We start from the raw sequence: 21,982 nt of genomic DNA on the forward strand, positions 1-21,982 counted from the left end.
CGCGCCTTGCGTATCCTCGGGGCGTGCTTCTCTCTGACAAGGACATCCGGGCCGAGATCGACGCCGGACGGGTCCGTATCGATCCGTACGACGAAACCATGGTGCAGCCCTCGAGCATCGACGTGCGGCTCGACCGCTACTTCCGGGTGTTCGAGAATCACCGCTACCCGCATATCGACCCGTCGGTCGAGCAGGCGGACCTCACCCGGCTCGTCGAGCCCGAGGGCGATGAGCCGTTCATCCTGCACCCCGGCGAGTTCGTGCTGGCGAGCACGTACGAGGTCATCTCGCTCCCCGACGACCTCGCCTCGCGGCTGGAGGGGAAGAGCTCGCTCGGGCGGCTCGGGCTCGTCACCCACTCCACCGCCGGCTTCATCGATCCCGGGTTCTCCGGGCACGTGACGCTGGAGCTGTCGAACCTCGCCACCCTGCCCATCAAGCTCTGGCCGGGGATGAAGATCGGGCAGCTGTGCATGTTCCAGCTCAGCTCGCCGGCCGAGTTCCCGTACGGGAGCGACCGGTACGGCTCCCGTTACCAGGGTCAGCGCGGACCGACCGCCTCCCGCTCCTTCCTCAACTTCCACCGGACCCAGGTGTGAGGTGAACGCGCCGGACGAGCCGCACCATCGCGGTCGGCGAGTCCGTCGCAGGCAACCTGTCCGGCACGGGCAGCCTGTCCGTCGCAGGCAGGCAGGCAGGCAGGCAGTCCGTCCCAGGCGACGAGTCCACCGAACGCAGCGAGCCCAGCGAATGCGGCGAGACCTTCGGGAGCAGCGAATTCCATGACTGACGTGCGCGAGAACCTGACCTATGAGCGATTCGGGGGTGCGGTTCGCGAGCTCGCCCAGGCCATCGCCGACGACGGGTACGAGCCCGACATCGTGCTGAGCATCGCCCGCGGCGGGGTCTTCGTCGCCGGCGGTCTCGCCTACGCCCTCGACTGCAAGAACATCCACCTCATCAATGTGGAGTTCTACACAGGAGTTGGTCAGACTCTCGAAATGCCCGTTATGTTGGCTCCGGTTCCGAACGTGATTGATTTCTCGAATAAGAAAGTTCTGATTGCGGACGACGTTGCCGATACCGGCAAGACCTTGAAGCTGGTGCACGACTTTTGCCTCGATGCGGTAGCCGAGGTTCGGTCCGCAGTGATTTATGAGAAGTCGCACAGCCTCGTGAAGTGCGAATACGTCTGGAAGCGCACGGACGAGTGGATCAACTTCCCGTGGAGCGTTTTGCCTGTAGTACGTAAGTCGGGGGAGCCGATCACTCCCTCGAAGGAAGCGCTTTGACCTGCCTGGCCCCGCGGACACCACTCCACGGATAGCGCGAGGGCCCCGACTTACTGCCGGGGCCCTTACTTGTGCGAGCCGGCGGGATCCCCGCCCGGAGCGACTGGCTGCGATACTTCGTTGCTGTGCCGTAGCCAGCGGATAGGCGCGCCGCCAACGCCGCGGCGTCCGCGCGCGCTCGACGGCGCGCTGCTTCTGCGTCGCCTCGTACCCCTCGGCGAGCTGCCTCGCGACGATTCCCAACAGCCGCGCCTCGGCATCCGCGTACAGATCATGAACGCCGGCCGAGAGGCCTTCGGCCATTCCGGGGTGGATCGGCACAGCGGCACCGCCTTTACCAGCAGGAACGCTAGTGCTGTGCGTACGCAATAACGCGTACCCGAAATGCGTCGGTCATTCGAGACAAAATGCACGACAATGGGGGCAGGATTGGCGCGCGGGCACATATTTCCGTGATGTCTTGACGGAACGGGGCGTGGCGTAAATGGCCTGTGTGGCCTTTGGTGGCGGTGCACTCATCATAGTCATGGGTGGCGGTCTTGCTCTCGGGCTGGATAGCCCGGCGCGACAACTGGTCGCTATTGCTACTTGTGTTCTCGGAATTTACGTCATGAGTCGAGGTTGGGGCGATCTGATGACCCCTTCCTACCGCCGGAGAAATCCTGGTCCTGGACAGGTCAGATGCTCATCGTGTGGCGGATCAGGGAAATCTGACACCCTCTTCCACTACCACTCCGCCGGCCGCACGCCTCTGGATTGTCCTAGCTGTCACGGTTCCGGAATCGGCTACCGATGATCTCTTCCAGTAGCCGGCGGAGCGTACGGCTTGCCGCGCGATCGATTCGGCGGTCGACCGGTGCTCGGCGACCCTGATCGCGAACTGCGACAGGGTGATACCGGCGCTGTTCTCGGTCGGCGGGATGGACAGGGCGGCCCGGTGGTGTGCCCACAGCCGGCGTCGTCCGTCGTGGCGGCGCTGCCGTTCGGTGCGGTAGACGTCGGCGAGCCGCTTACGGTCGCCCGAGTACCACGCGCACGGACGAGTGGATCAACTTCCCGTGGAGTGTCGAACCCCCCGTGGTCACGCGGGTCGGCCAGGTTCTCGACGCCTGAGCCGGCGTCGACCGGCGATCACCTGGTGAGCCGGTGACAACCGGTGACAGCGCGCGGTCGCCCCTGCGGATGCGCCCCCGCCCCCGCGGCGAGACGCTGGAAGGGTCAGCCCCGCGGTGTCCGATTGGGTACGTGACGTTCCACCGCGCCCGTGGATCATGACGGTGCCGGGGCCCTCGCGAGGGGAGCGATCGTCATGGACGGCAGCACACTGGAGGCGATGCGGACCGCACTGCGGGGTCCGGTCGTCGCCCCCGAGGATTCCGGGTACGACCGGGCCCGTACGGTCTACAACGCGATGATCGACCGGCGGCCGGCCGCAATCGTGGGCTGCCGGGACGCAGGCGACGTCATGGACGCCGTCGACTTCGTCCGCGACCGCGGTCTGGAGGTCGCCGTGCGCGGCGGCGGACACAGCGGCCCCGGGCTGTGCCTGGTGGACGACGGCGTCACCATCGATCTGTCACCGATGAGCTGGGCGCGCGTCGATCCGGTCACCAAGACCGCCCAGGTGGGCGGCGGCAGCACGCTGGGCGATCTCGACCACGCCGCCCACGCGTTCGGCCTGGCCACCCCCGCCGGGATCATGTCGACGACGGGCGTCGGCGGGCTCACCCTCGGTGGCGGGCACGGTCACCTGACCCGCAAGTACGGACTGACCGCTGACAATCTGCTCAGCGCCGACGTGGTGCTCGCCGACGGCGGGTTCGTCACCGCGAGCGAGAAGGAGCACGCGGATCTCTTCTGGGCGCTGCGCGGTGGCGGCGGGAACTTCGGCGTCGTCACGTCCTTCACCTTCGAGCTGCATCCCGTGCACACGGTCGGTCTGGGCATCACCCTGTGGACGCTGGACCGCATCCAGGACGTACTGCGGTGGTACCGCGACTTCCTGCCGCAGGCGCCCGACGATCTGAACGGGTTCTTCGCGGTGCTCGCCGTGCCGCCGGGGCCGCCGTTCCCCGAGGAGATCCACGGACAGAAGATGGGCGGTGTGGTGTGGTGCTGGACCGGAGACGTCGACCGTGTCGAGGAGGTGCTCGCACCGGTGCGGGACGCCGGGCCGCCCGCCTTCCACTTCACCGCGCCGATGCCGTACCCCGCGGTGCAGAGCATGTTCGACCAGCTGATTCCCGCCGGGCTGCAGTGGTACTGGCGCGGTGACTTCTTCGACCGGATCACCGACGACGCCATCGGCGTGCACGCCAAGTACGCGGAGGGCCTGCCCACCGATCTGTCGACCATGCACCTGTATCCGATCGACGCGGCCGCTCATCGGATCGGCGCGGACGACACCGCGTGGGCCTACCGGGACGCCGTCTGGTCCGGCGTCATCGGCGGAATCGATCCCGATCCCGCGAACGCGGAGGTCATCAGGCAGTGGGCGGTCGACTACTGGGAGGAGCTGCATCCGCACTCCATGGGCGGCGCGTACGTCAACTTCATCGGCGCCGACGAGAGCCAGGAGCGGGTCAGGGCCACCTACCGCGACCACTACGACCGGCTCGCGGCGATCAAGCGGACCTACGACCCGCAGAACCTCTTCCACGCCAACCAGAACATCGAGCCGGCGCCGGCCGGTTGATTCACGAAGAGGCGAGCCGGCCGGGTCCGCCCCGCAGCAGCGGGGCGGATCCGGGCCCTAGAACGTGCCCAGCTTGATGATCGACAGAATCGCGATCAGCTGGATCGCCGACGCTGCCAGCGCCTTCGGCCACGGCAGGTCGTGCGAGCGGGACACCATCAGGGTGAGCAGCGCGCCGGCCGCCACCCAGGTCGCCCAGCCGAGGAGTTGGACGAAGGACGCGTCGCCGCCGAAGAACATGGCGACCACCAGGCGCGGGGCGTCCGTGATCGACATGATCAGCATGGACAGGCCGACCGTCGGCTGCCAGGCGCCGTCGCCGCCGAGCTGGCGGGCCAGGGTGTGGGTGACCACGCCCAGGATGAACGTACTGAGGACGATCGCGACGGCCGTGATGAGGACGATCGGCACCGCGTTGGAGAGGGTGGCGTTGATCGCGTCCTCGCGGGCTCCGTCGAAGCCGAAGACGGCGAGCAGGCCGTAGAGGAACGTGACGACGAGGGCCGGGCCCCACATCGCGTAGTCCCGCATCTGGAGGAAGGTCTGGTTGGGGCGGGCGACGATCCCCTTGAGCAGGTCCTTCCAGTACAGGCGCGGGCCCACCGGCGGGGCCGCGGCCTGACCGGCGCGGTAGGTCTCGCCCTGGTTGTACGGGTCCTCGCCGACCGCGAAGGCCTGGGTGTGCCCCGGCTGGTTGGCCGCGTACGGGTCCGGGCTCTGCGGGTAGCCCTGGCCGCCGTCGCCGTAGTACTCCGGCTCGCCCGGGCCGCCGCCGGCCTGGGGCCAGCCTCCCTGCTGTCCGCCCTGGGGCTGACCGCCGTAGCCCTGTCCGCCGTACTGCTGCTGCGGCGCGGGTGGGTAGCCGTACGGCGGCCGGCCCGGTCCCTGGGGGGACTGCTGGGCCTGCGGGGCCCGAGGGGCCTGCTGTCCGTACGGCTGCTGCCGCGGGTGTTGTTGCGGTCGCCCTTGCGGGGTGCGGTTGTCCCGGCCGCGTCCGATCCTGAATCCAGCCACGTAATCGAACGTACCTGGTCCCGGAGAGTGACGTGCCCGGCCTGGGGGATTGGGCCCGGCTTTGCGGCCGACCTGTGACATCCCCTAAGGGGACAGAAGGCCTGGTCTCAGTGGCTGCTCAGGGTCTTGCCGTAGGTGAGCGCACTCGTCGGGGACGCCAGGACCAGTCGGGCGGGGGTGATGGTGCAGGAGCCGTCGACCGAGGCCGACGGGAGCACCCGTACGCCGCCCGACGAACCGTTCTCGCCGGGGGAGCCGACCGCCACGTCCGGGGTGCCGTCGTGGTCGTAGTCACCCGTCGTGACCGCCGCGCCGAAGGCGTCGCCAGCTTCCGCGACGCCCGGGACGCGCGGGGTGTCCTGCTGGTACGCGACCGAGTGGCCCTCTCCGTACCTGCCGACGAGGCCGTTCGGGCCGCCGAGGAGCAGGGTCGCGGCGCCCCCCTTCGCTCGGCTGCCGATCGCCTCGCCGGGGGCGCCCGCGACGAGGTCGTCGCGGCCGTCGTGGTCCATGTCGGCCACGGCCACGGCGGCGCCGAACCGGTCGCCCTGCTCCGGGACGCCCGGGATGCCGGGCCTGGCCTGGCTGATCCGGGTGTTGCCGTACGCCCCGAGACCCTCCGGACCGCCCCGGACCACGTTGACGTATCCGGCCTTCGTGCTGCCGTCGACCGTCGCGTCCCGCACGCCCGCCGCGAGGTCCGCGTAGCCGTCGTCGTCGAGGTCGCTGGTCACCGCCGCCGGAGCGGTCGCCGCCGCGGGTGACGCGAGGGCTGCCCCGGCGGTGGCCGCCACGGCGACGGCGGTGGCGGCCAGGACGTATCTCCGTATGCGCTGTCTCTTCGACACGGGGGCTCCAACCTGGATTGCGGGCGAAGGGGGCACTCGTGTGACATGCGGGGATGTCGGGGGTTGTGCGGGGGGCACCCGGTGTCGCAGGGGCGTGCGGATGGGGAGTCGAAGCGTGTGCCGGGCGGAGGCACCTGAGCGGGGGCCGGGAGACGAGTCGGGCCCGCGCCGGGGTCGGCGCGGGCCCAACTGGGAGAGGGAATGCGTCAGTTGGCGGCGTTGGAGCCGAACACCGGGTAGCCGTCGGTGGAGACGCCGACCGCGGAGGGGGCGAGGGAACGCGCGCCCGTGGTGGTGATCTTGGTGCCGCCGGAGGGCAGGTAGGTGAGCGCGCCGTTGAAGTCGTTCTCGCCGTTCGCGCCGACCAGCAGGTCCGCGTGGCCGTCCTTGGTGACGTCGGTGAGCTTGACCTCGGTGCCGAAGTAGTCGTCCTTCTCGTCCGTGCCGGGCACACCGGCCGTCGACTGGGCGAAGTACTGCGAGCCCGAGGACGTGTTCAGGCCGGAGGCGGAGCCGTACAGGACGGTCACCGCACCCGTGTTGACGACGCCGCCCAGGTTCTCGCCCGAGGCGGCGACGGCGAGGTCCTGGAAGCCGTCGCCGTTGATGTCGCCCATGGACAGCTCGCCGCCGAACCAGTCGCCGGACTCCGAGGAGCCGGGCACGGAGCCGGAGTTCTGGGTGACGGCCACCGTGTTGGCCGGGCCGTCGGCGGAGCCGTAGATGATGTGGACCTGGCCGCCGGTCACCGACTCGGGGACGGACGGGGTGCCGTCCGTGGACGGGTCCCACTCCTGGCCGGTGACGATGTCGCCGTAGCTGTCGCCGTTGACGTCGCCGATGGCCGTGATGACACCGCGCTTGAGCTGCACCGCGGAGGAGGAGTCCAGACCGGAGTCCGTGCCGGGGATGTAGTAGTTGGTGTTCCAGCCGTAGTCGCTGTCGGTCTCGAAGCCGTCGACCACGAGGTCGGTCCTCTTGTCGCCGTTGACGTCGCCCGCGGTGAGGTTCAGCGGGCCGGCGTACTGGCCGCCGGAGACGATGTCCGGCTTGACCGTGTAGCGGCCGCCGTACGAGCCGGAGGGGCTGATGCCGCCCTTGAAGACGTAGATCGTGCTGGCGGAGGAACCGACCGCGAGGTCGTCCTTGCCGTCGCCGTCGTAGTCGCCGGCGGCGAGGGTGTGGCCCCAGCGGTCGTGCGAGGAGACCGCCGGGTCCTTGATCGTCGTACCGCCGGTGAGGCCGGCGGACGAACCCCACAGGATGAGGACGGTACCGCCGTCGGTGTCGCCGTCTACGTCCTCGTACGCGGCCGACACGGCCAGGTCGTCGAAGCCGTCGGCGTTGAAGTCGCCGTACGCGCTGACCCAGCCGAAGGCGTCGCCCTTCTCGGCCGAGCCGGGGACACCCGTGGTGTTCTGGCTGACCGTCTTGCGGTTCGACGAGGTCACGCCGCTCGCCGACCCGTACAGGGCGACGATCTGGCCGGCCTCCTTCTTTCCGCCGACGGTGGCGTTGCCCGCGGAGAACGCGGTGTCGCCGTATCCGTCGCCGTTGAAGTCCGCCTCGTGGTGATGGACCGAGTCCGCGGCGAGTGCCGTGGTGGTCGTGAACGTGAGCAGACCGCCCGTCAGCGCGGCCGTGGCGGCCGTCGCGAGGGCGATGCGCAGGTGCTTGTGCATGCGGGATTCTCCTGCGGCATGCGGGGGACGCGTGGCGGGCGTCCACAGTCAATGGGGTGCGGACCGCCCGTGTTTGCCTGGAGTTGTCCTGGGCGTCATGGGTCGGTCAGCGAACAGGAGACCGATGCCGGGACGTGAGGGTTGTACGTGAATTCGGAAAAGTTTTGAGGTGGTTGGGACGTGCGGGATACGGCGTCCCGCTGCGGATCAGCGGCCGAGTTCCGTTCCGTACCCCTTTGCCCCGGACAGACCCAGGCTGCTCGGGGTCAGCGCGCGGGCGCCCACCGGGTACGTGTCGGACGTGGTCGGGATGTACCAGACACCGCCGGTGGTGGTGTTCTCGTCGGGGGCGCCGGCCGCCAGGTCCGCGCCGCCGCCCGGGTGGTAGCGGCCGCTGGTCACCGCGGCGCCGAAGCGGTCGCCGGCCTCGGCGGTGCCGGGGACGCCCTGGCTGTTCTGCGTGTACGTGATGCCGCCGGCGACGGGGCCCTGCGCGGTGCCGTTCAGGACGGTGACCGAGCCGGCGCTCGTGAGGGAGCCGACGGCCTCGCCCGGGGCGCCGACGACGAGTTCGGGTGCGCCGTCGCCGTCCAGGTCGCCCACCGCGACCGCGTTGCCCCAGGCGTCGCCCGGCTCGGCCGTGCCGGGAACGCCGGCCGACGACTGCGACAGGCAGGTGTCCGAGCCGCCCTTCAGCCCGCCCGCGCTGAACCGGACGAGGACCGCCCCGCTCGACTCGTCCGGGCACGGTGACGGCACGTCGGCCTCGGGGTTGTCGTGGCGCTGGCCGAGGACCAGGTCGTCGGCCCCGTCGCCGTTCAGGTCGCCGGCGGCGAGGGAGGCCGCGTAGTCGCCGGTGCGCCAGGTCTCGGCCGCCTCGCCGCCGGACCAGGACCAGACGCCGGTGCCGTACAGCTCCATGCCGGACCAGGTGACCGCCACGTCGTCCGTGCCGTCTCCGTCGAAGTCGCCGGTGGCCAGGTCGTTGGCGCCGCCGAAGTCGTAGCCGTCGAGGAGGGTCGTCGGGGCGGGGGACGCCAGGGGGCCCGGGCGGTACAGCAGGGCGCCGCCCTCCTCGCCGCTGGTGCCGATCGCGAGGTCGGCGTCGCCGTCGTGGTCGTAGTCACCGGTCGCGAAGAGTCCGCCGAGGCGCTCGGCCTCCCCGGCCCCTTTCGCCGCCAGCACCGCGGTCTTGCGGAAGCCGGACGGCGAGCCGAACACCACGGTGAGGGTGCCCTGTTCGTCGTACGTGCGGTCGGTCAGGGACTCGCTGGGCGCGCCGACGAGCAGGTCCGCGTGGCCGTCGCCGTCGACGTCCGCCGCGGCGACCCGCGCACCGAACAGGTCGGCCGCCTCCGGGTGGCCCGGGATCCCGGCGGTCGCCTGGCTGAGCGTGGTCGAGCCGGCGTCACCGAGCCCCTTGGGGCCGCCCCAGACGACGTTCACGTGTCCGGCCTTGGCCTGGCCGGAGACGGTGGCGTCGGGGACACCGACCGCGAGGTCCGCGTAGCCGTCGCCGTTGAAGTCGTCCTTGAGCGTGGGTGCCGCGGAGGCGGAGCCGGCGAGCGGCAGGCTCAGCCCCGCTGCCACCAACGCGGCCAGCGCGGCCGCGACGGCCAGCTTCTTCGCATGCGACGTCTGTGCACGCACGAGGGACTCCCTGGGCAAAGGGGCGGGCGTTTTTCGTGCGTGTGACTCACGAGGCGTACGAAAGGTTGTGCTCGGGTGGCCATCAAGTGAACAGGCCGGACGGGAACTGCCGGACAGGCCCTAAGGAAGGCGCTGTGCCGTCCCCAGGTCATCCGGCGTGAACAACTGGGCCCGCTTCGGGTCGAACCCGGCATCCGTGCCGCGCAGCACCAGAAAAGCGCCCTTCCGCTTCTCGTAGAGCGGCGCGAAGACCACCGCGTCCGCGTGGCCGTCCCCGTCGACGTCCAGCAGCGGCGGCTGATGGTTGAAGGCGTTCCAGTAGTACGGGTTCGGCGTCCCGGGCAGCCCCTTGGTCCCCGCGTCCACCGACTGCTCACCCGCCGCGGACGGCACCCCGTCGGGGCCGCCCGGCAGCAGCGTGACCCGGCCGTCGTGGCGCCGGAAGTCGGGGGTGTCGACCACGACGTCGGGGCGGTGGTCGCCGTTGACGTCACCCACGGCCGGCGACGCCCCGAAGTCGACGCGCCGCTGGTCGGTGTCCCTGTTCCCGATCACGGTCTCCCGGCGCCCGGTGCCCAGTCCGGACCGGGCGCCGTACAGGATCGTCAGTGCGCCGCCGGTCTTCGGCAGGTCGGCGGGGGCGACGATCAGCCGGGTGGGCATCAGGAGATCGTCGGTGCCGTCGCCGTCCGCGTCGCCGACGGCGGGGGTGCGCGGGCCGCCGGGGGTCGACACGGCCCGGCTGATACGGCTCTCCTGCCGGGTGTCGCGGACGAGGCCCCGCTCGCCGCCCTCGTAGTAGCCGACGGTGTACAGGCCGGACGGTGCGGCCTCGTCCTGCTCCGCGTCGAAGGAGTACGTGAGGACGACCTCGGCCCGGTGGTCGCCGTCGAAGTCTCCGGTCACGGCGGACCGCGGGGTGACGGTGCCGTGCTGGCGCAGGTCGAGGGCGACCTGGCGCCGTGGCGTGCCGGTGCGGTCGAACGGCCCGTACAGCAGGGCGCCGTCGGTACCGGGCTCACCGCCGTTACGGCCCCGGCCGCCGTCGAGGAGGTCCACGGATCCGTCGCCGTCGAAGTCGGCGGCGGCCAGCGGGCGGAAGCCGGTCGGCAGGTCGAGGAGGCGGGCGGCGCCGAGGCCGCGGGGCCCGCCGAACATCGCGAACGTACGCGTTTCGGCGAGGTCCGTGCCGCGGCCGGCGATGAGGTCGGTGAAGCCGTCCTTGTCGAGGTCGGCCCGCAGGGGCGGCGCCCCGAATTCCTGTCCCCTGGCCGGCCGCACCCTGGTTGCCCAGGCCGGGTTGAGGCCGTTCTTCGAGCCGTAGACCACGACCAGTGTGCTGGTGCCCATGATCCCGTTCTTCGGCGCCGACTGCGCGAAGCCCAGGAAGTCGTCGTAGCCGTCCCCGTTGAAGTCGCCGGGATCGGGGCGGTCGGCCGGTTTCCCGGCGGTCGGGTGCCGGGGCGCGGGCTCGTCCCCGCCGCACCCGGTGGTGGCAGCGAGCACCACCGCGCAAGTCAGCACGGCACGCAGGCGTATCAAGACGTCTCCCGAGATTCGGCGGGGGAGAAGGTGACGTGGGGGTCGCCGCCACCGGGCCGCTGCCGTCCTTCTCTCCGGGTAGACCGAGATAGTGCCACGGGGGCGTCCACGGCGGCGCCTGCCGAGAACACCGCCCGCGGGAGCGGGCGGAACCACCGCTCGCGGGGTGTGCGAAAACGCCGGCCACGGGAGGAGGCCGGAGCCGCCGCCCGCGGGAGCGAGCCGGAGCCGCCGCTCGCCCGAGTAGGCCGCAACCACCGCTCGCGGTAGCGGGCCGAAAACGCCGGGCACCCCAGGCCCCCGGTGTGAACCAGGGACAAGGGGTGCCAGTGGGTGCCGGGCGACTCCGGCGCGATCGTCCGCCGGGCCAACCCGGCGGCAGCGTCCGCTACTTGACGGGCTCCGGCTCCGGCGTGCTCTCGGCCTCGGCCGAACCGGCCGGGTCGACGGGCGTCCTGACGGAGTCGAGCAGCAACTGCGCGACGTCCACGACCTGGACGGACTCCTTGGCCTGGCCGTCGTTCTTCTTGCCGTTGACCGAGTCGGTCAGCATGACGAGGCAGAACGGGCAGGCGGTCGAGACGATGTCGGGGTTGAGCGACAGGGCCTCGTCGACGCGCTCGTTGTTGATGCGCTTGCCGATCCGCTCCTCCATCCACATCCGCGCACCACCGGCGCCGCAGCAGAAGCCGCGCTCCTTGTGGCGGTGCATCTCCTGCTGACGCAGGCCCGGGACGGCCGACATGATCTCGCGCGGCGGCGTGTAGATCTTGTTGTGGCGGCCCAGGTAGCACGGGTCGTGGTAGGTGATGAGGCCGTCGACCGGGGTCACCGGCAGCAGCTTGCCCTCGTCGATGAGGTGCTGGAGCAGCTGTGTGTGGTGGATGACCTCGTAGTCGCCGCCGAGCTGCGGGTACTCGTTGCCGAGGGTGTTGAGGCAGTGCGGGCAGGTGGCGACGATCTTCTTCGCGGACTTCGGCTTCTTCGTCGCCGGGTCCTCGTCATCCTCGCCGTACGCCATGTTCAGCGCGGCCACGTTCTCCATGCCGAGCTCCTGGAACAGCGGCTCGTTGCCCAGCCTGCGCGCCGAGTCACCGGTGCACTTCTCGTCCCCGCCCATGATCGCGAACTTGACGCCCGCCATGTGCAGGAGCTCGGCGAAGGCCTTCGTCGTCTTCTTGGCCCGGTCCTCCAGGGCCCCCGCGCAGCCGACCCAGTACAGGTAGTCGACCTCGGACAGGTCCTCGATGTCGCGGCCGACGACCGGGATCTCGAAGTCGACTTCCTTCGTCCACTCCAGGCGCTGCTTCTTGGCCAGCCCCCAGGGGTTGCCCTTCTTCTCCAGGTTCTTGAGCATCGTGCCCGCCTCGGACGGGAACGCGGACTCGATCATCACCTGGTAGCGGCGCATGTCGACGATGTGGTCGACGTGCTCGATGTCGACGGGGCACTGCTCGACACAGGCGCCGCAGGTGGTGCAGGACCACAGGACGTCGGGGTCGATGACGCCGCCCGCGGCGAAGCCGCTGTCGGATGCAGCTTCGAGGGTGCCGATGAGCGGGCGCTCGGCCTCGGCGAGCGCGGCGGCCGGCACGTCGGCGAGCTGCTCCTTGGTGGCCTTCTCGTTGCCCTCCATGTCCTTGCCGCCGCCGGCCAGGAGGTAGGGGGCCTTGGCGTGCGCGTGGTCGCGCAGCGACATGATGAGGAGCTTGGGGGAGAGCGGCTTACCCGTGTTCCAGGCCGGGCACTGCGACTGGCAACGCCCGCACTCCGTACACGTCGAGAAGTCCAGCAGCCCCTTCCAGGAGAACTGCTCGACCTGGGAGACACCGAAGACGTCGTCCTCACCGGGGTCGGTGAAGTCGATGTCCTTGCCGCCGGAGGTCATCGGAAGGAGCCCGCCGAGGGCGGTCGCGCCCTTCGCGTTCCGCTTGAACCAGATGTTCGGGAAGGCGAGGAAGCGGTGCCAGGCCACACCCATGTTGGTGTTGAGGCCGACCGTGATCGCCCAGGTCATCGTGACGCCGAGCTTGATCATGGCGGTCAGGTAGACCAGGTTCTGCAGCGTGCCGAGGCTCAGGCCCTTGAAGGCGGCGACGAGGGGATACGACGCGAAGTACGCGGCCTCGTAGCCGTCGACGTGGTGCAGCGCGCCCTCCAGGCCGCGCAGCGTCATGATCGCCAGACCGATGACGAGGATGACGGCCTCGACGAAGTACGCCTGGCCCATCTTGGAGCCCGCGAAGCGCGACTTGCGGCCGGGGCGCGAGGGCAGGTTGAGCTGCCGGATCGCGATCAGAACGAGGATGCCGACGGTCGTCGCGAGGGCGATGAACTCGGTGTACACCTCGTACGGCAGCCAGCCGCCCAGGACCGGCAGCGTCCAGTCGGCCTTGAACAGCTGGCCGTACGCGGTGACGATCGTCAGGCCGAGCGTGAGGAAGCCGACCGCGACGAACCAGTGCGCGACACCGACGATTCCCCACCGGTTCATCCGGGTGTGGCCGACGAACTCCTTGGCCAGCGTGAGGGTGCGGGCCTTCCAGTCGTCGGTGCGGGAACCGGCCGGGACCGGTTGGCCGAGCTTGATGAACCGGTAGATCTGCGCGACGGCTCGGGCGATGAGCGCCACGCCGACCACGGTCAGGACCAGCGACACGATGATCGCGGCGAGTTGCATTCGGGGGCTCCTCGGGCCTGCGAGGCGGGGCTTCGTAGCGGAGTTCGATAGTGATTACTAAGCGGTAACTTATGCAGTCCGTCTGAGACTACCCACTTCTTGCGCCGCACTGTAGCCAGGTGGGCGGTGATCTGTGTCGCTGAGGCTGACCTGAGTGGAGGTGTCGGCCCCCGGTCACGTCTGCCCCGGGAAACGGGGAAAAGCACATCGTGTTATTCACCCGATATGAGGTGATACAGGCATAGCCTCGGCTCGTGCTGTACGGGATCACCGCCGCCACGTCGGCCCTTCTTCTCACCGCCGCGCTCAGCGCGCTGCTGCGGCTGCCCGCGCTGCGGCTCGGGGCCGTGGAGCGGCGGCGAGGGCGGGTGGTCCCGCTCTTCGGGGGTGCGGCCGTCGTCGTCGGCACGGGAACCGTCGCCGGGGTGGGGGACTGGACCGGAGTCGCCCGGCTCGGCACCGGGGTCGGGGTGCTGCTCCTCGCCGGGGTCGGAGCGGCGGTGCTGGGACTCGTCGGGGATCTGCGGCCGGTGCCACCGGCCGTGCGGCCGGCCGGTCTCGCGATCGCCGCCGCGTTCGTGGTGCCGTACGGCGAACTCGGCCTGCCGATGGCCCTGTTGGCGATCGTCTGGATCGTCCTCGTCGCCCATGCCTTCGCGGCCCTCGGTCACGCGGATGGCGTGATGGGGACGGTCGGTGTGGTGACCGCCTTCGCGCTCAGCGGCTGCGCAGCGGCCGAGATCATGGACGGGCTGGCCGCACTGCTGAGTGTGCTGGCCGCCGCGCTCACCGGATTCCTGATGCACAACTGGCCCCCGGCCAGGACCGTCTCGGGCGACTGCGGCGCGCTGTTCACCGGGTTCGTGCTCGCCTCGGCGGCGGTCGTGGTGCACGCGGGGCGCGAGCCGCTGCCGAGCGCGGCGGCGCTGTTCGCGTTGACCGCCGTGCCCACCGCCGGCCTCGCCCTCGGTCTGCTCGGGACGCGCGGCCGCGCCGGCCGCCTCGCTCCCCGGCTGCGCCGGCTCGGGCTCACCGCCCCGGGGGCCGCCGTGGTCATCGGCGTGGCCGCCTTCGCCGGCGCGCTCGTCGGGCTGCTGATCGACCTGGGCTGGCTGGGCCCGGGTGCCGCGCTGTGGGTGGCGGGTGGCACGCTGGTGGTCGTACTCGCCCTGTCGCGGGTTCGGGGATACGGATCCGGGGGCACCCGGCACCGTGAGGCCCCGGCGGCGGATGCGACCGCTGTGTTCGCCGGGCCTGTCGTGGCCCCGCCCCTCGTGAAGGGCGGTGGCGCCCGGCGTGCCGTCCCGGGGCGCCGCAAAGGTCCCCGTCCGCGGACTCCGGTGGCCTGAAGTGCCGGCGTCCTGCCGGTCGGGAGACGTCCGGTCGACGTCCACTCGACGTCCCCGGAGTCGTCCGGGGACGCGCTTCGGCGACGTCCCGTCGACGTCCCGGCAATGTCGCATCGGCGTCCGCTGGCCGAAAGGACGCAGGTCAGAGCCTTCTTGCGTGTAGGGAAGAGATAAGAGTTGAGCCTGCTCGACTCACCTCTGTTGACCGAGCGGCGGACGTCATGCACACTTGAGTCCGTTCCACTCAAGTCATTGTTGGAGGAATTGAAATGGCACGTGCGGTCGGCATCGACCTGGGCACGACTAACTCCGTCGTCAGCGTTCTGGAGGGCGGCGAGCCCACCGTCATCACCAACGCCGAGGGCGCCAGGACCACGCCGTCCGTCGTCGCCTTCGCCAAGAACGGTGAGGTGCTCGTCGGCGAGGTCGCCAAGCGTCAGGCGGTCACGAACGTGGACCGGACCATTCGGTCCGTGAAGCGTCACATGGGTACGGACTGGAAGATCGAGCTCGACGGGAAGCCCTTCAACCCGCAGCAGATCTCCGCCTTCATCCTGCAGAAGCTGAAGCGCGACGCCGAGTCCTACCTCGGTGAGAAGGTCACGGACGCGGTCATCACCGTCCCGGCGTACTTCAACGACTCCGAGCGTCAGGCGACGAAGGAGGCCGGCGAGATCGCGGGCCTGAACGTCCTGCGCATCGTGAACGAGCCGACGGCCGCCGCGCTGGCCTACGGTCTCGACAAGGACGACCAGACGATCCTCGTCTTCGACCTCGGTGGCGGCACCTTCGACGTCTCGCTGCTCGAGATCGGCGACGGCGTCGTCGAGGTGAAGGCCACCAACGGTGACAACCACCTCGGTGGTGACGACTGGGACCAGCGGGTCATGGACTACCTGGTCAAGCAGTTCCAGTCGGGTCACGGCGTGGACCTCTCCAAGGACAAGATGGCGCTCCAGCGCCTCCGTGAGGCCGCCGAGAAGGCCAAGATCGAGCTGTCCTCGTCCACCGAGACCTCGATCAACCTGCCCTACATCACCGCGTCCGCCGAGGGCCCGCTGCACCTGGACGAGAAGCTCACGCGCGCCCAGTTCCAGCAGCTGACGGCCGACCTGCTGGAGCGCTGCAAGACGCCGTTCCACAACGTCATCAAGGACGCCGGCATCCAGCTGTCCGAGATCGACCACGTCGTTCTCGTCGGTGGCTCCACCCGGATGCCCGCCGTCGCCGAGCTCGTCAAGGAGCTGACCGGCGGTCAGGACGCCAACAAGGGCGTGAACCCGGACGAGGTCGTCGCCATCGGCGCCGCCCTGCAGGCCGGTGTCCTCAAGGGCGAGGTCAAGGACGTCCTGCTCCTCGACGTGACCCCGCTGTCCCTCGGTATCGAGACCAAGGGAGGGATCATGACGAAGCTCATCGAGCGCAACACCACGATCCCGACCAAGCGTTCCGAGATCTTCACGACGGCCGAGGACAACCAGCCGTCCGTGCAGATCCAGGTGTACCAGGGCGAGCGCGAGATCGCGGCGTACAACAAGAAGCTCGGAATGTTCGAGCTGACCGGTCTGCCGCCGGCCCCGCGCGGTGTCCCGCAGATCGAGGTCGCCTTCGACATCGACGCCAACGGCATCATGCACGTGACCGCGAAGGACCTGGGCACGGGCAAGGAGCAGAAGATGACCGTCACCGGTGGCTCCTCGCTGCCGAAGGACGAGGTCGACCGGATGCGCCAGGAGGCCGAGCAGTACGCGGACGAGGACCACAAGCGCCGCGAGGCCGCCGAGACCCGCAACCAGGGCGAGCAGCTCGTCTACCAGACGGAGAAGTTCCTCAAGGACAACGAGGACAAGGTCCCCGGCGAGGTCAAGACCGAGGTCGAGGCCGCCGTCGAGGAGCTGAAGGCCGCGCTCAAGGGCGCGACCGGCGAGAGCGAGAACACCGCCGAGATCCGTACGGCGACGGAGAAGGTCGCGGCCGTCTCGCAGAAGCTGGGCCAGGCGATGTACGCCGACGCCAATGCCGCGCAGGGTGCTGCCGGTGCCGAGGCGCCCGGTGACGACGCCGGTGCCAAGGCCGCTGACGACGACGTCGTCGACGCCGAGATCGTCGACGAGGACCGCAAGGATGGTGCCGCGTGACGGAGGAGACCCCGGGTTTCGACGAGAAGCCTGACGTCCCCTCCGGCGCGACCTCTGACGACGCCGAGCCGCAGGCCGCCACCCCCTCTCCGGAGGAGGGGGCGGCCCCGGGCGGGGACGCAGCAGCACAGTTGGTGGGCCTGACGGCTCAGCTGGACCAGGCACGCACGGCGCTCAGCGAGCGCACGGCGGACCTCCAGCGGCTCCAGGCCGAGTTCCAGAACTACCGCCGCCGCGTCGAGCGCGACCGGATCGCGGTCAAGGAGCTCGCCGTGGCGAGCCTCCTGACCGAGCTCCTGCCCGTACTCGACGACATCGGCCGCGCGCGCGAACACGGCGAACTGGTCGGCGGCTTCAAGTCGGTGGCCGAGTCGCTGGAGACCGTCGCGGCGAAGATGGGCCTGCAGCAGTTCGGCAAGGAGGGCGAGCCCTTCGACCCGACGATCCACGAGGCCCTGATGCACTCGTACGCGCCGGATGTCACGGAGACGACGTGCGTGGCGATTCTGCAGCCTGGGTATCGCATCGGCGAGCGCACCATCCGCCCCGCGCGGGTGGCCGTCGCCGAGCCCCAGCCCGGGGCGCAGGCGGTCAAGGCGGACTCCGATTCCGCCGAGGCGGGCGACGACAAGGAGAGCGGTGGCCCGGACGAGGGCTGACGTCACAGAGAACGCAGGGAAGGAGGGACGTCGAGGATGAGCACCAAGGACTTCATCGAGAAGGACTACTACAAGGTCCTCGGCGTCCCCAAGGACGCCACCGAAGCCGAGATCAAGAAGGCGTACCGCAAGCTCGCCCGCGAGTTCCACCCGGACGCCAACAAGGGCAACGCCAAGGCCGAGGACCGCTTCAAGGAGATCTCCGAGGCGAACGACATCCTCGGTGACCCCAAGAAGCGCAAGGAGTACGACGAGGCACGCGCCCTCTTCGGCAACGGCGGCTTCCGTCCGGGTCCCGGCGCCGGTGGCGGTTCGTTCAACTTCGACCTGGGCGACCTCTTCGGAGGCGGCGCCCAGGGCGGGACGGCGCAGGGCGGCTTCGGCGGCGGCATCGGTGACGTCTTCGGGGGCCTGTTCAACCGCGGTGGCGCGGGCACCGGCTCCCGTACGCAGCCGCGGCGCGGCCAGGACATCGAGTCCGAGGTCACGCTGAGCTTCACGGAGGCGGTGGACGGCGCGACGGTTCCGCTGCGGATGTCCTCGCAGGCGCCCTGCAAGGCCTGTTCGGGCACCGGCGACGCGAACGGCACACCGCGCGTGTGCCCGACGTGCGTCGGCACCGGACAGGTGGCGCGGGGCTCGGGCGGCGGCTTCTCGCTGACCGACCCCTGCCCGGACTGCAAGGGCCGCGGACTGATCGCGGAGAACCCCTGCGAGGTCTGCAAGGGCAGCGGCCGCGCCAAGTCGTCGCGCACGATGCAGGTCCGTATCCCGGCCGGCGTCAGCGACGGCCAGCGGATCCGGCTGCGCGGCAAGGGAGCCCCGGGCGAGCGGGGCGGCCCCGCGGGCGATCTGTACGTCGTCGTGCACGTGGGCGCCCACCCCGTCTTCGGCCGCAAGGGCGACAACCTCACCGTCACGGTCCCCGTCACCTTCGCGGAGGCGGCGCTCGGCGGCGAGGTGCGCGTGCCCACGCTGGGCGGGCCGCCGGTCACTCTCAAGCTGCCGCCGGGCACGCCCAACGGCCGCACGATGCGCGCCCGCGGCAAGGGCGCGGTCCGCCAGGACGGCACCCGCGGCGACCTGCTGGTCACCGTCGAGGTCACCGTCCCCAAGGACGTTTCGGGCAAGGCTCGCGACGCGCTGGAGGCGTATCGCGAGGCCACCGCGGACGAGGATCCGCGGGCGGAGCTGTTCCAGGCCGCGAAGGGAGCATGAGAACGCCATGGACGTACCCGGCCGCCGACGCAACCCCTACGAACTGACCGAGGAGACGCCGGTCTACGTCATCTCGGTGGCGGCCCAGCTCTCCGGTCTGCACCCGCAGACCCTGCGTCAGTACGACCGGCTGGGGCTGGTCTCCCCGGACCGCACCGCGGGCCGGGGCCGGCGCTACTCGGCCCGCGACATCGAACTGCTGCGCACCGTGCAGCAGTTGTCGCAGAACGAGGGCATCAACCTGGCCGGGATCAAGCGCATCATCGAGCTGGAGAACCAGGTCGCCGCGCTCCAGTCCCGGGTCATGGAGCTGGAGTCGGCCCTCGACGGTGCCGCTGTCGCGATGCAGCAGCGCGAGGCGGCCGTCCACGCCTCGTACCGCCGGGACCTGGTGCCGTACCAGGAGGTTCAGCAGACGAGTGCGCTGGTGGTGTGGCGGCCCAAGCGGCCGGCGGACTGAGGATTGTCAGGCGTGCACGAAGGGGCCGGGAGGGCGAACCTCCCGGCCCCTTCGTCGTGCGTCCGGCCGGGCGTCAGCGGGCCAGGGCCTGCCAGAGCGTGATCGCCATGGCGGCGCAGGAGGTGAGCGCGGCCAGCGAGGTCAGGGGCCAGCGGGTGCGTTCCAGGGCTTCGATGCGGTCTTCGTGTTCGCCGAGGCACTTGTCGGTCTGGTCGGCGCGCTGCAGGAGGAGAGCCAGATCGCCGCGGGTGGTGGCGAAGCCGACGTCCACCGAGCTGCGGAGGCGTTCCAGTTCGAGGGTGACGCCCTCGGTCAGGGGTGTGGCCATGAGGTGCTCCTAGGTGGGGGCAACACAAAGCGGCAGGTCCGCCGCCCGTGACCCGGGCGCAGCTCTGCCGCTGCTTCCCAGTGTGACGCGACGCTCCGGAACGTGCAACTGGCTTATGCCAATTGGTTATTCGGGTCGGGCGTGCTCGAGCAGGGCGGGGCGACCGGGGTGGTCGGAGGGCGGCGGGGCGACCGGAGGGGTCGGGCTGCCCGGGGTGGTGGGCCGGGCCGGGGAGGCGGGCGTGGGGGGTGAGTGGGGGTCACGGGGGCGGGTGGGGCCGGGTGCGGGCGTAGTGCGTCGCGCGTTCCGCGGCGAAGACGTCCTCCAGGCGGTACAGCCGGCGCCGCCCCTCGCTGCCGGCGGGGCGCAGATGGCCGCGCTGGACCCACTTGCGGATGGTCGCGGGGGTGACGCCCACCTCGTCGGCGGCCAGTTCGGCGGTGATCAGGGGCGAGGTCACGAGCCGTCCGCCTCGCCGTCCAGGACGGCACCGCACACCGGATTCACACAGCGCACCTCGGCGCGCTCGGGTAACGCCCGCAGGGACACCGAGTCGCACCGCGGGCAACGGCCGGGCAGCCGCACCATCTGCTCGGGGTCACCCAGTGCGCGGGCGCACCGCGCGGCCATCCGCCGGGTCTCGTCCTCGACATGGGCGGCGAGCACGGGATCGGCCGCGATGCGCTCCAGCAGCCCGGCGATACGGCGCAGCCGCACCGGCACCGACGCGGGGGCCACGGGCCGCAGTCCGAGGCGTTCGCGTACGGCCTCCTCCAGCTCGACGACTCCGTCGGTGATGTCGCGTACGGCATCGGAGACGTGCAGCCGTAAGGGAGGCGTGGGGCCGCCCGAGGGGGCGCCACGGGCCTCCCGGGGCCCGGGACCGGCCATGGGTGCCAGCTCGTCGACGAGGTCGGGAAAGCGGCGGATGAGCGAGCCGATCCACACCGCACCGCCCGTCGCGCGTACGCCGCTCATCCGGCGCCCTCCCTCTTTCCTTCGTACGGGAACATATGTTCGATAACTGAGGTGAGCGGACAGAGTCGCACGATGCGGGGCCGTATGCAAGTGACTACTGTCCGTGACGGGCGGACTCGTGGTCGTGAGCGGCGGGGGATTTGCCGAGGTGGAGAGGGTGAAACGGAGTGGCGGGCTCGGCGGACGGTATCTTCACGACCCGCTCACAGAATGCTGTTGCCATCTCGTTAAGCGGCTACTCCTTGACGCTGCCGTGATCGCCGCGTTGGCTTTCAGCCACCTGGGTCGCAATGCTGCGCCCTCGTCCGGAAGGCACGTGAAGTGAACACCCGTATCCGTATGCGTCGTACTGCCATGGCCATGGGCGCCTTTGCCACGGCTGCCTCACTCACCGCCTGCGGCGTCGTGGACGGCATCGGTGGTGGCGGGAGTTCGGCCACCCCCAAGAAGGGCGACGACATCACGGTGGGCCTCCTCCTCCCGGAGAAGGAGAACTCCCGGTACGAGAAGTTCGACTACCCCATCATCGAGAAGAAGGTCGCCGAGCTCACCCACGACAAGGGCAAGGTCGAGTACGCGAACGCGGAGCAGGACGCGGACAAGCAGAACAGCCAGCTCGCCAAGATGGTGGCCGACAAGGTCGACGTCCTGGTCGTGGACGCGGTGGACGCGAAGGCCATCGCGGACGGCGTGCAGAAGGCGAAGGACGCCGGCATCCCCGTCATCGCGTACGACCGCCTGGCGCAGGGCCCGATCGACGCGTACATCTCCTTCGACAACGAGCTCGTCGGCGAGGTGCAGGGCAGGGCGCTCGTGGAGGCGCTGGGCTCCCACGCGGCCTCCAGCAAGATCGTCATGATGAACGGCTCGGTCACCGACCCGAACGCCGCGCAGTTCAAGGCGGGCGCCATGGCGGAGCTCCAGGGCAAGGTGAACATCGCCAAGACGTACGACACCAAGGACTGGAAGCCGGAGAACGCCAAGGCCAACATGGAGAAGGCGATCACGGCGATCGGCCTCGACAACATCGCCGGGGTCTACTCCGCCAACGACGGCATGGCGGGCGCCGTCATCCAGGCGCTGAAGGAGACCGGCGCGGGCAAGCTCCCGCCGGTCACCGGTCAGGACGCGGAGCTGGACGCCGTGCAGCGCATCGTCTCCGGCGACCAGTACATGAGCGTCTACAAGTCGTACCCGCAGGAGGCCAACGCCGCCGCCGAGATGGCCGTGGCACGGGTCCAGGGCCGCTCGATCGAGTTCGACGCGCTCACCCGCGACAAGGTCGACAGTCCCACCACCGAGAAGGTCCCCGCCCAGCTCGTCCCCGTGGTCGCCCTGACCCAGGACAACATCAGGAACACGGTCGTCCAGGACGGCATCTACACGGTCAAGCAGATCTGCACGTCCAAGTTCAAGTCGGACTGCAACTCCATCGGTCTGAAGGGCTGA

Annotated in this window: 18 protein-coding genes and 1 pseudogene; 10 read left to right on the forward strand and 9 right to left on the reverse strand. The window is 70.2% G+C overall.

Features of this window, described 5'->3' with window-relative positions:
* Window positions 1-23: 23 nt before the first annotated feature.
* From dcd to ACFWM2_RS29635, 4 genes and pseudogenes are all read left to right on the forward strand, one after another.
* Window positions 24-599 (forward strand): dCTP deaminase, encoded by a 576-nt coding sequence (gene dcd / locus ACFWM2_RS29620; protein ID WP_383286290.1) that lies wholly within the window; start codon window positions 24-26, stop codon window positions 597-599.
* Between the two features lie 183 nt (window positions 600-782).
* Entirely contained in the window at window positions 783-1,292 is a 510-nt protein-coding gene (locus tag ACFWM2_RS29625; protein WP_383286293.1) for a phosphoribosyltransferase, read from the forward strand.
* Window positions 1,293-2,324: 1,032 nt separating this feature from the next.
* Window positions 2,325-2,405 (forward strand): annotated as a pseudogene (locus tag ACFWM2_RS29630) (phosphoribosyltransferase); the annotation flags it as partial.
* 196 nt (window positions 2,406-2,601) lie between these two features.
* A complete protein-coding gene (locus tag ACFWM2_RS29635) occupies window positions 2,602-3,987 on the forward strand; it encodes an FAD-binding oxidoreductase (RefSeq protein WP_383286295.1) in 1,386 nt (461 codons plus the stop codon).
* A gap of 57 nt (window positions 3,988-4,044) precedes the next feature.
* On the opposite strand, the gene ACFWM2_RS29640 is transcribed toward ACFWM2_RS29635, so the two are convergent.
* From ACFWM2_RS29640 to ACFWM2_RS29665, 6 genes are all read right to left on the reverse strand, one after another.
* Entirely contained in the window at window positions 4,045-5,082 is a 1,038-nt protein-coding gene (locus ACFWM2_RS29640) for a Yip1 family protein (RefSeq protein ID WP_383286297.1), read from the reverse strand.
* 26 nt (window positions 5,083-5,108) lie between these two features.
* Window positions 5,109-5,849 (reverse strand): FG-GAP repeat protein, encoded by a 741-nt coding sequence (locus tag ACFWM2_RS29645; RefSeq protein WP_383286299.1) that lies wholly within the window; start codon window positions 5,847-5,849, stop codon window positions 5,109-5,111.
* 206 nt (window positions 5,850-6,055) lie between these two features.
* The gene (locus ACFWM2_RS29650; RefSeq protein ID WP_383286301.1) at window positions 6,056-7,531 is read right to left on the reverse strand and encodes an FG-GAP repeat protein; all 1,476 of its coding nucleotides are present in this window, start codon (window positions 7,529-7,531) and stop codon (window positions 6,056-6,058) included.
* Window positions 7,532-7,738: 207 nt separating this feature from the next.
* Complete coding sequence (locus ACFWM2_RS29655; protein ID WP_383286303.1) at window positions 7,739-9,181, reverse strand: FG-GAP-like repeat-containing protein; 1,443 nt, start codon at window positions 9,179-9,181, stop codon at window positions 7,739-7,741.
* A gap of 120 nt (window positions 9,182-9,301) precedes the next feature.
* Window positions 9,302-10,723, reverse strand: a complete 1,422-nt coding sequence (locus tag ACFWM2_RS29660; RefSeq protein ID WP_383286305.1) for an FG-GAP and VCBS repeat-containing protein — start codon at window positions 10,721-10,723, stop codon at window positions 9,302-9,304.
* Window positions 10,724-11,111: 388 nt separating this feature from the next.
* Window positions 11,112-13,403 (reverse strand): (Fe-S)-binding protein, encoded by a 2,292-nt coding sequence (locus tag ACFWM2_RS29665; RefSeq protein WP_383286307.1) that lies wholly within the window; start codon window positions 13,401-13,403, stop codon window positions 11,112-11,114.
* 254 nt (window positions 13,404-13,657) lie between these two features.
* Between ACFWM2_RS29665 and ACFWM2_RS29670 the strand changes: the two genes are divergently transcribed.
* The 5 genes from ACFWM2_RS29670 (at window position 13,658) to ACFWM2_RS29690 (ending at window position 19,227) form a co-directional block, all read left to right on the forward strand.
* Entirely contained in the window at window positions 13,658-14,752 is a 1,095-nt protein-coding gene (locus tag ACFWM2_RS29670) for an MraY family glycosyltransferase (protein WP_383286309.1), read from the forward strand.
* 269 nt (window positions 14,753-15,021) lie between these two features.
* Entirely contained in the window at window positions 15,022-16,890 is a 1,869-nt protein-coding gene (dnaK, locus tag ACFWM2_RS29675) for a molecular chaperone DnaK (RefSeq protein WP_383286311.1), read from the forward strand.
* Complete coding sequence (grpE, locus tag ACFWM2_RS29680; protein ID WP_383286313.1) at window positions 16,887-17,549, forward strand: nucleotide exchange factor GrpE; 663 nt, start codon at window positions 16,887-16,889, stop codon at window positions 17,547-17,549. The genes dnaK and grpE overlap by 4 nt, the downstream gene beginning before the upstream one ends.
* A gap of 36 nt (window positions 17,550-17,585) precedes the next feature.
* Window positions 17,586-18,767: a molecular chaperone DnaJ gene (gene dnaJ, locus ACFWM2_RS29685; RefSeq protein WP_383286315.1), complete on the forward strand. Its 1,182-nt coding sequence runs from the start codon at window positions 17,586-17,588 to the stop codon at window positions 18,765-18,767.
* 7 nt (window positions 18,768-18,774) lie between these two features.
* Complete coding sequence (locus ACFWM2_RS29690; RefSeq protein ID WP_383286317.1) at window positions 18,775-19,227, forward strand: heat shock protein transcriptional repressor HspR; 453 nt, start codon at window positions 18,775-18,777, stop codon at window positions 19,225-19,227.
* 73 nt (window positions 19,228-19,300) lie between these two features.
* Here ACFWM2_RS29690 and ACFWM2_RS29695 read toward each other — a convergent pair whose 3' ends face one another.
* The 3 genes from ACFWM2_RS29695 to ACFWM2_RS29705 all read right to left on the reverse strand — a co-directional run bounded on the left by ACFWM2_RS29695 (window position 19,301) and on the right by ACFWM2_RS29705 (window position 20,533).
* Window positions 19,301-19,555: a hypothetical protein gene (locus ACFWM2_RS29695; RefSeq protein WP_383286319.1), complete on the reverse strand. Its 255-nt coding sequence runs from the start codon at window positions 19,553-19,555 to the stop codon at window positions 19,301-19,303.
* A gap of 259 nt (window positions 19,556-19,814) precedes the next feature.
* On the reverse strand, window positions 19,815-20,015 hold the full coding sequence (locus ACFWM2_RS29700) for a helix-turn-helix domain-containing protein (RefSeq protein ID WP_383286321.1): 201 nt from the start codon (window positions 20,013-20,015) through the stop codon (window positions 19,815-19,817).
* Window positions 20,012-20,533: a hypothetical protein gene (locus ACFWM2_RS29705; protein WP_383286323.1), complete on the reverse strand. Its 522-nt coding sequence runs from the start codon at window positions 20,531-20,533 to the stop codon at window positions 20,012-20,014. The genes ACFWM2_RS29700 and ACFWM2_RS29705 overlap by 4 nt, the downstream gene beginning before the upstream one ends.
* Before the next feature lie 339 nt (window positions 20,534-20,872).
* Here ACFWM2_RS29705 and ACFWM2_RS29710 point away from each other — a divergent pair, with 339 nt between their 5' ends.
* Window positions 20,873-21,982 carry a sugar ABC transporter substrate-binding protein gene (locus tag ACFWM2_RS29710; protein ID WP_383286325.1) on the forward strand — a complete coding sequence of 370 codons (1,110 nt, stop codon included), beginning with the start codon at window positions 20,873-20,875 and terminating at the stop codon, window positions 21,980-21,982.

It is taken from the genome of Streptomyces sp. NPDC058371 (assembly GCF_042723265.1).
Taxonomy (GTDB): Bacteria; Actinomycetota; Actinomycetes; order Streptomycetales; family Streptomycetaceae; genus Streptomyces.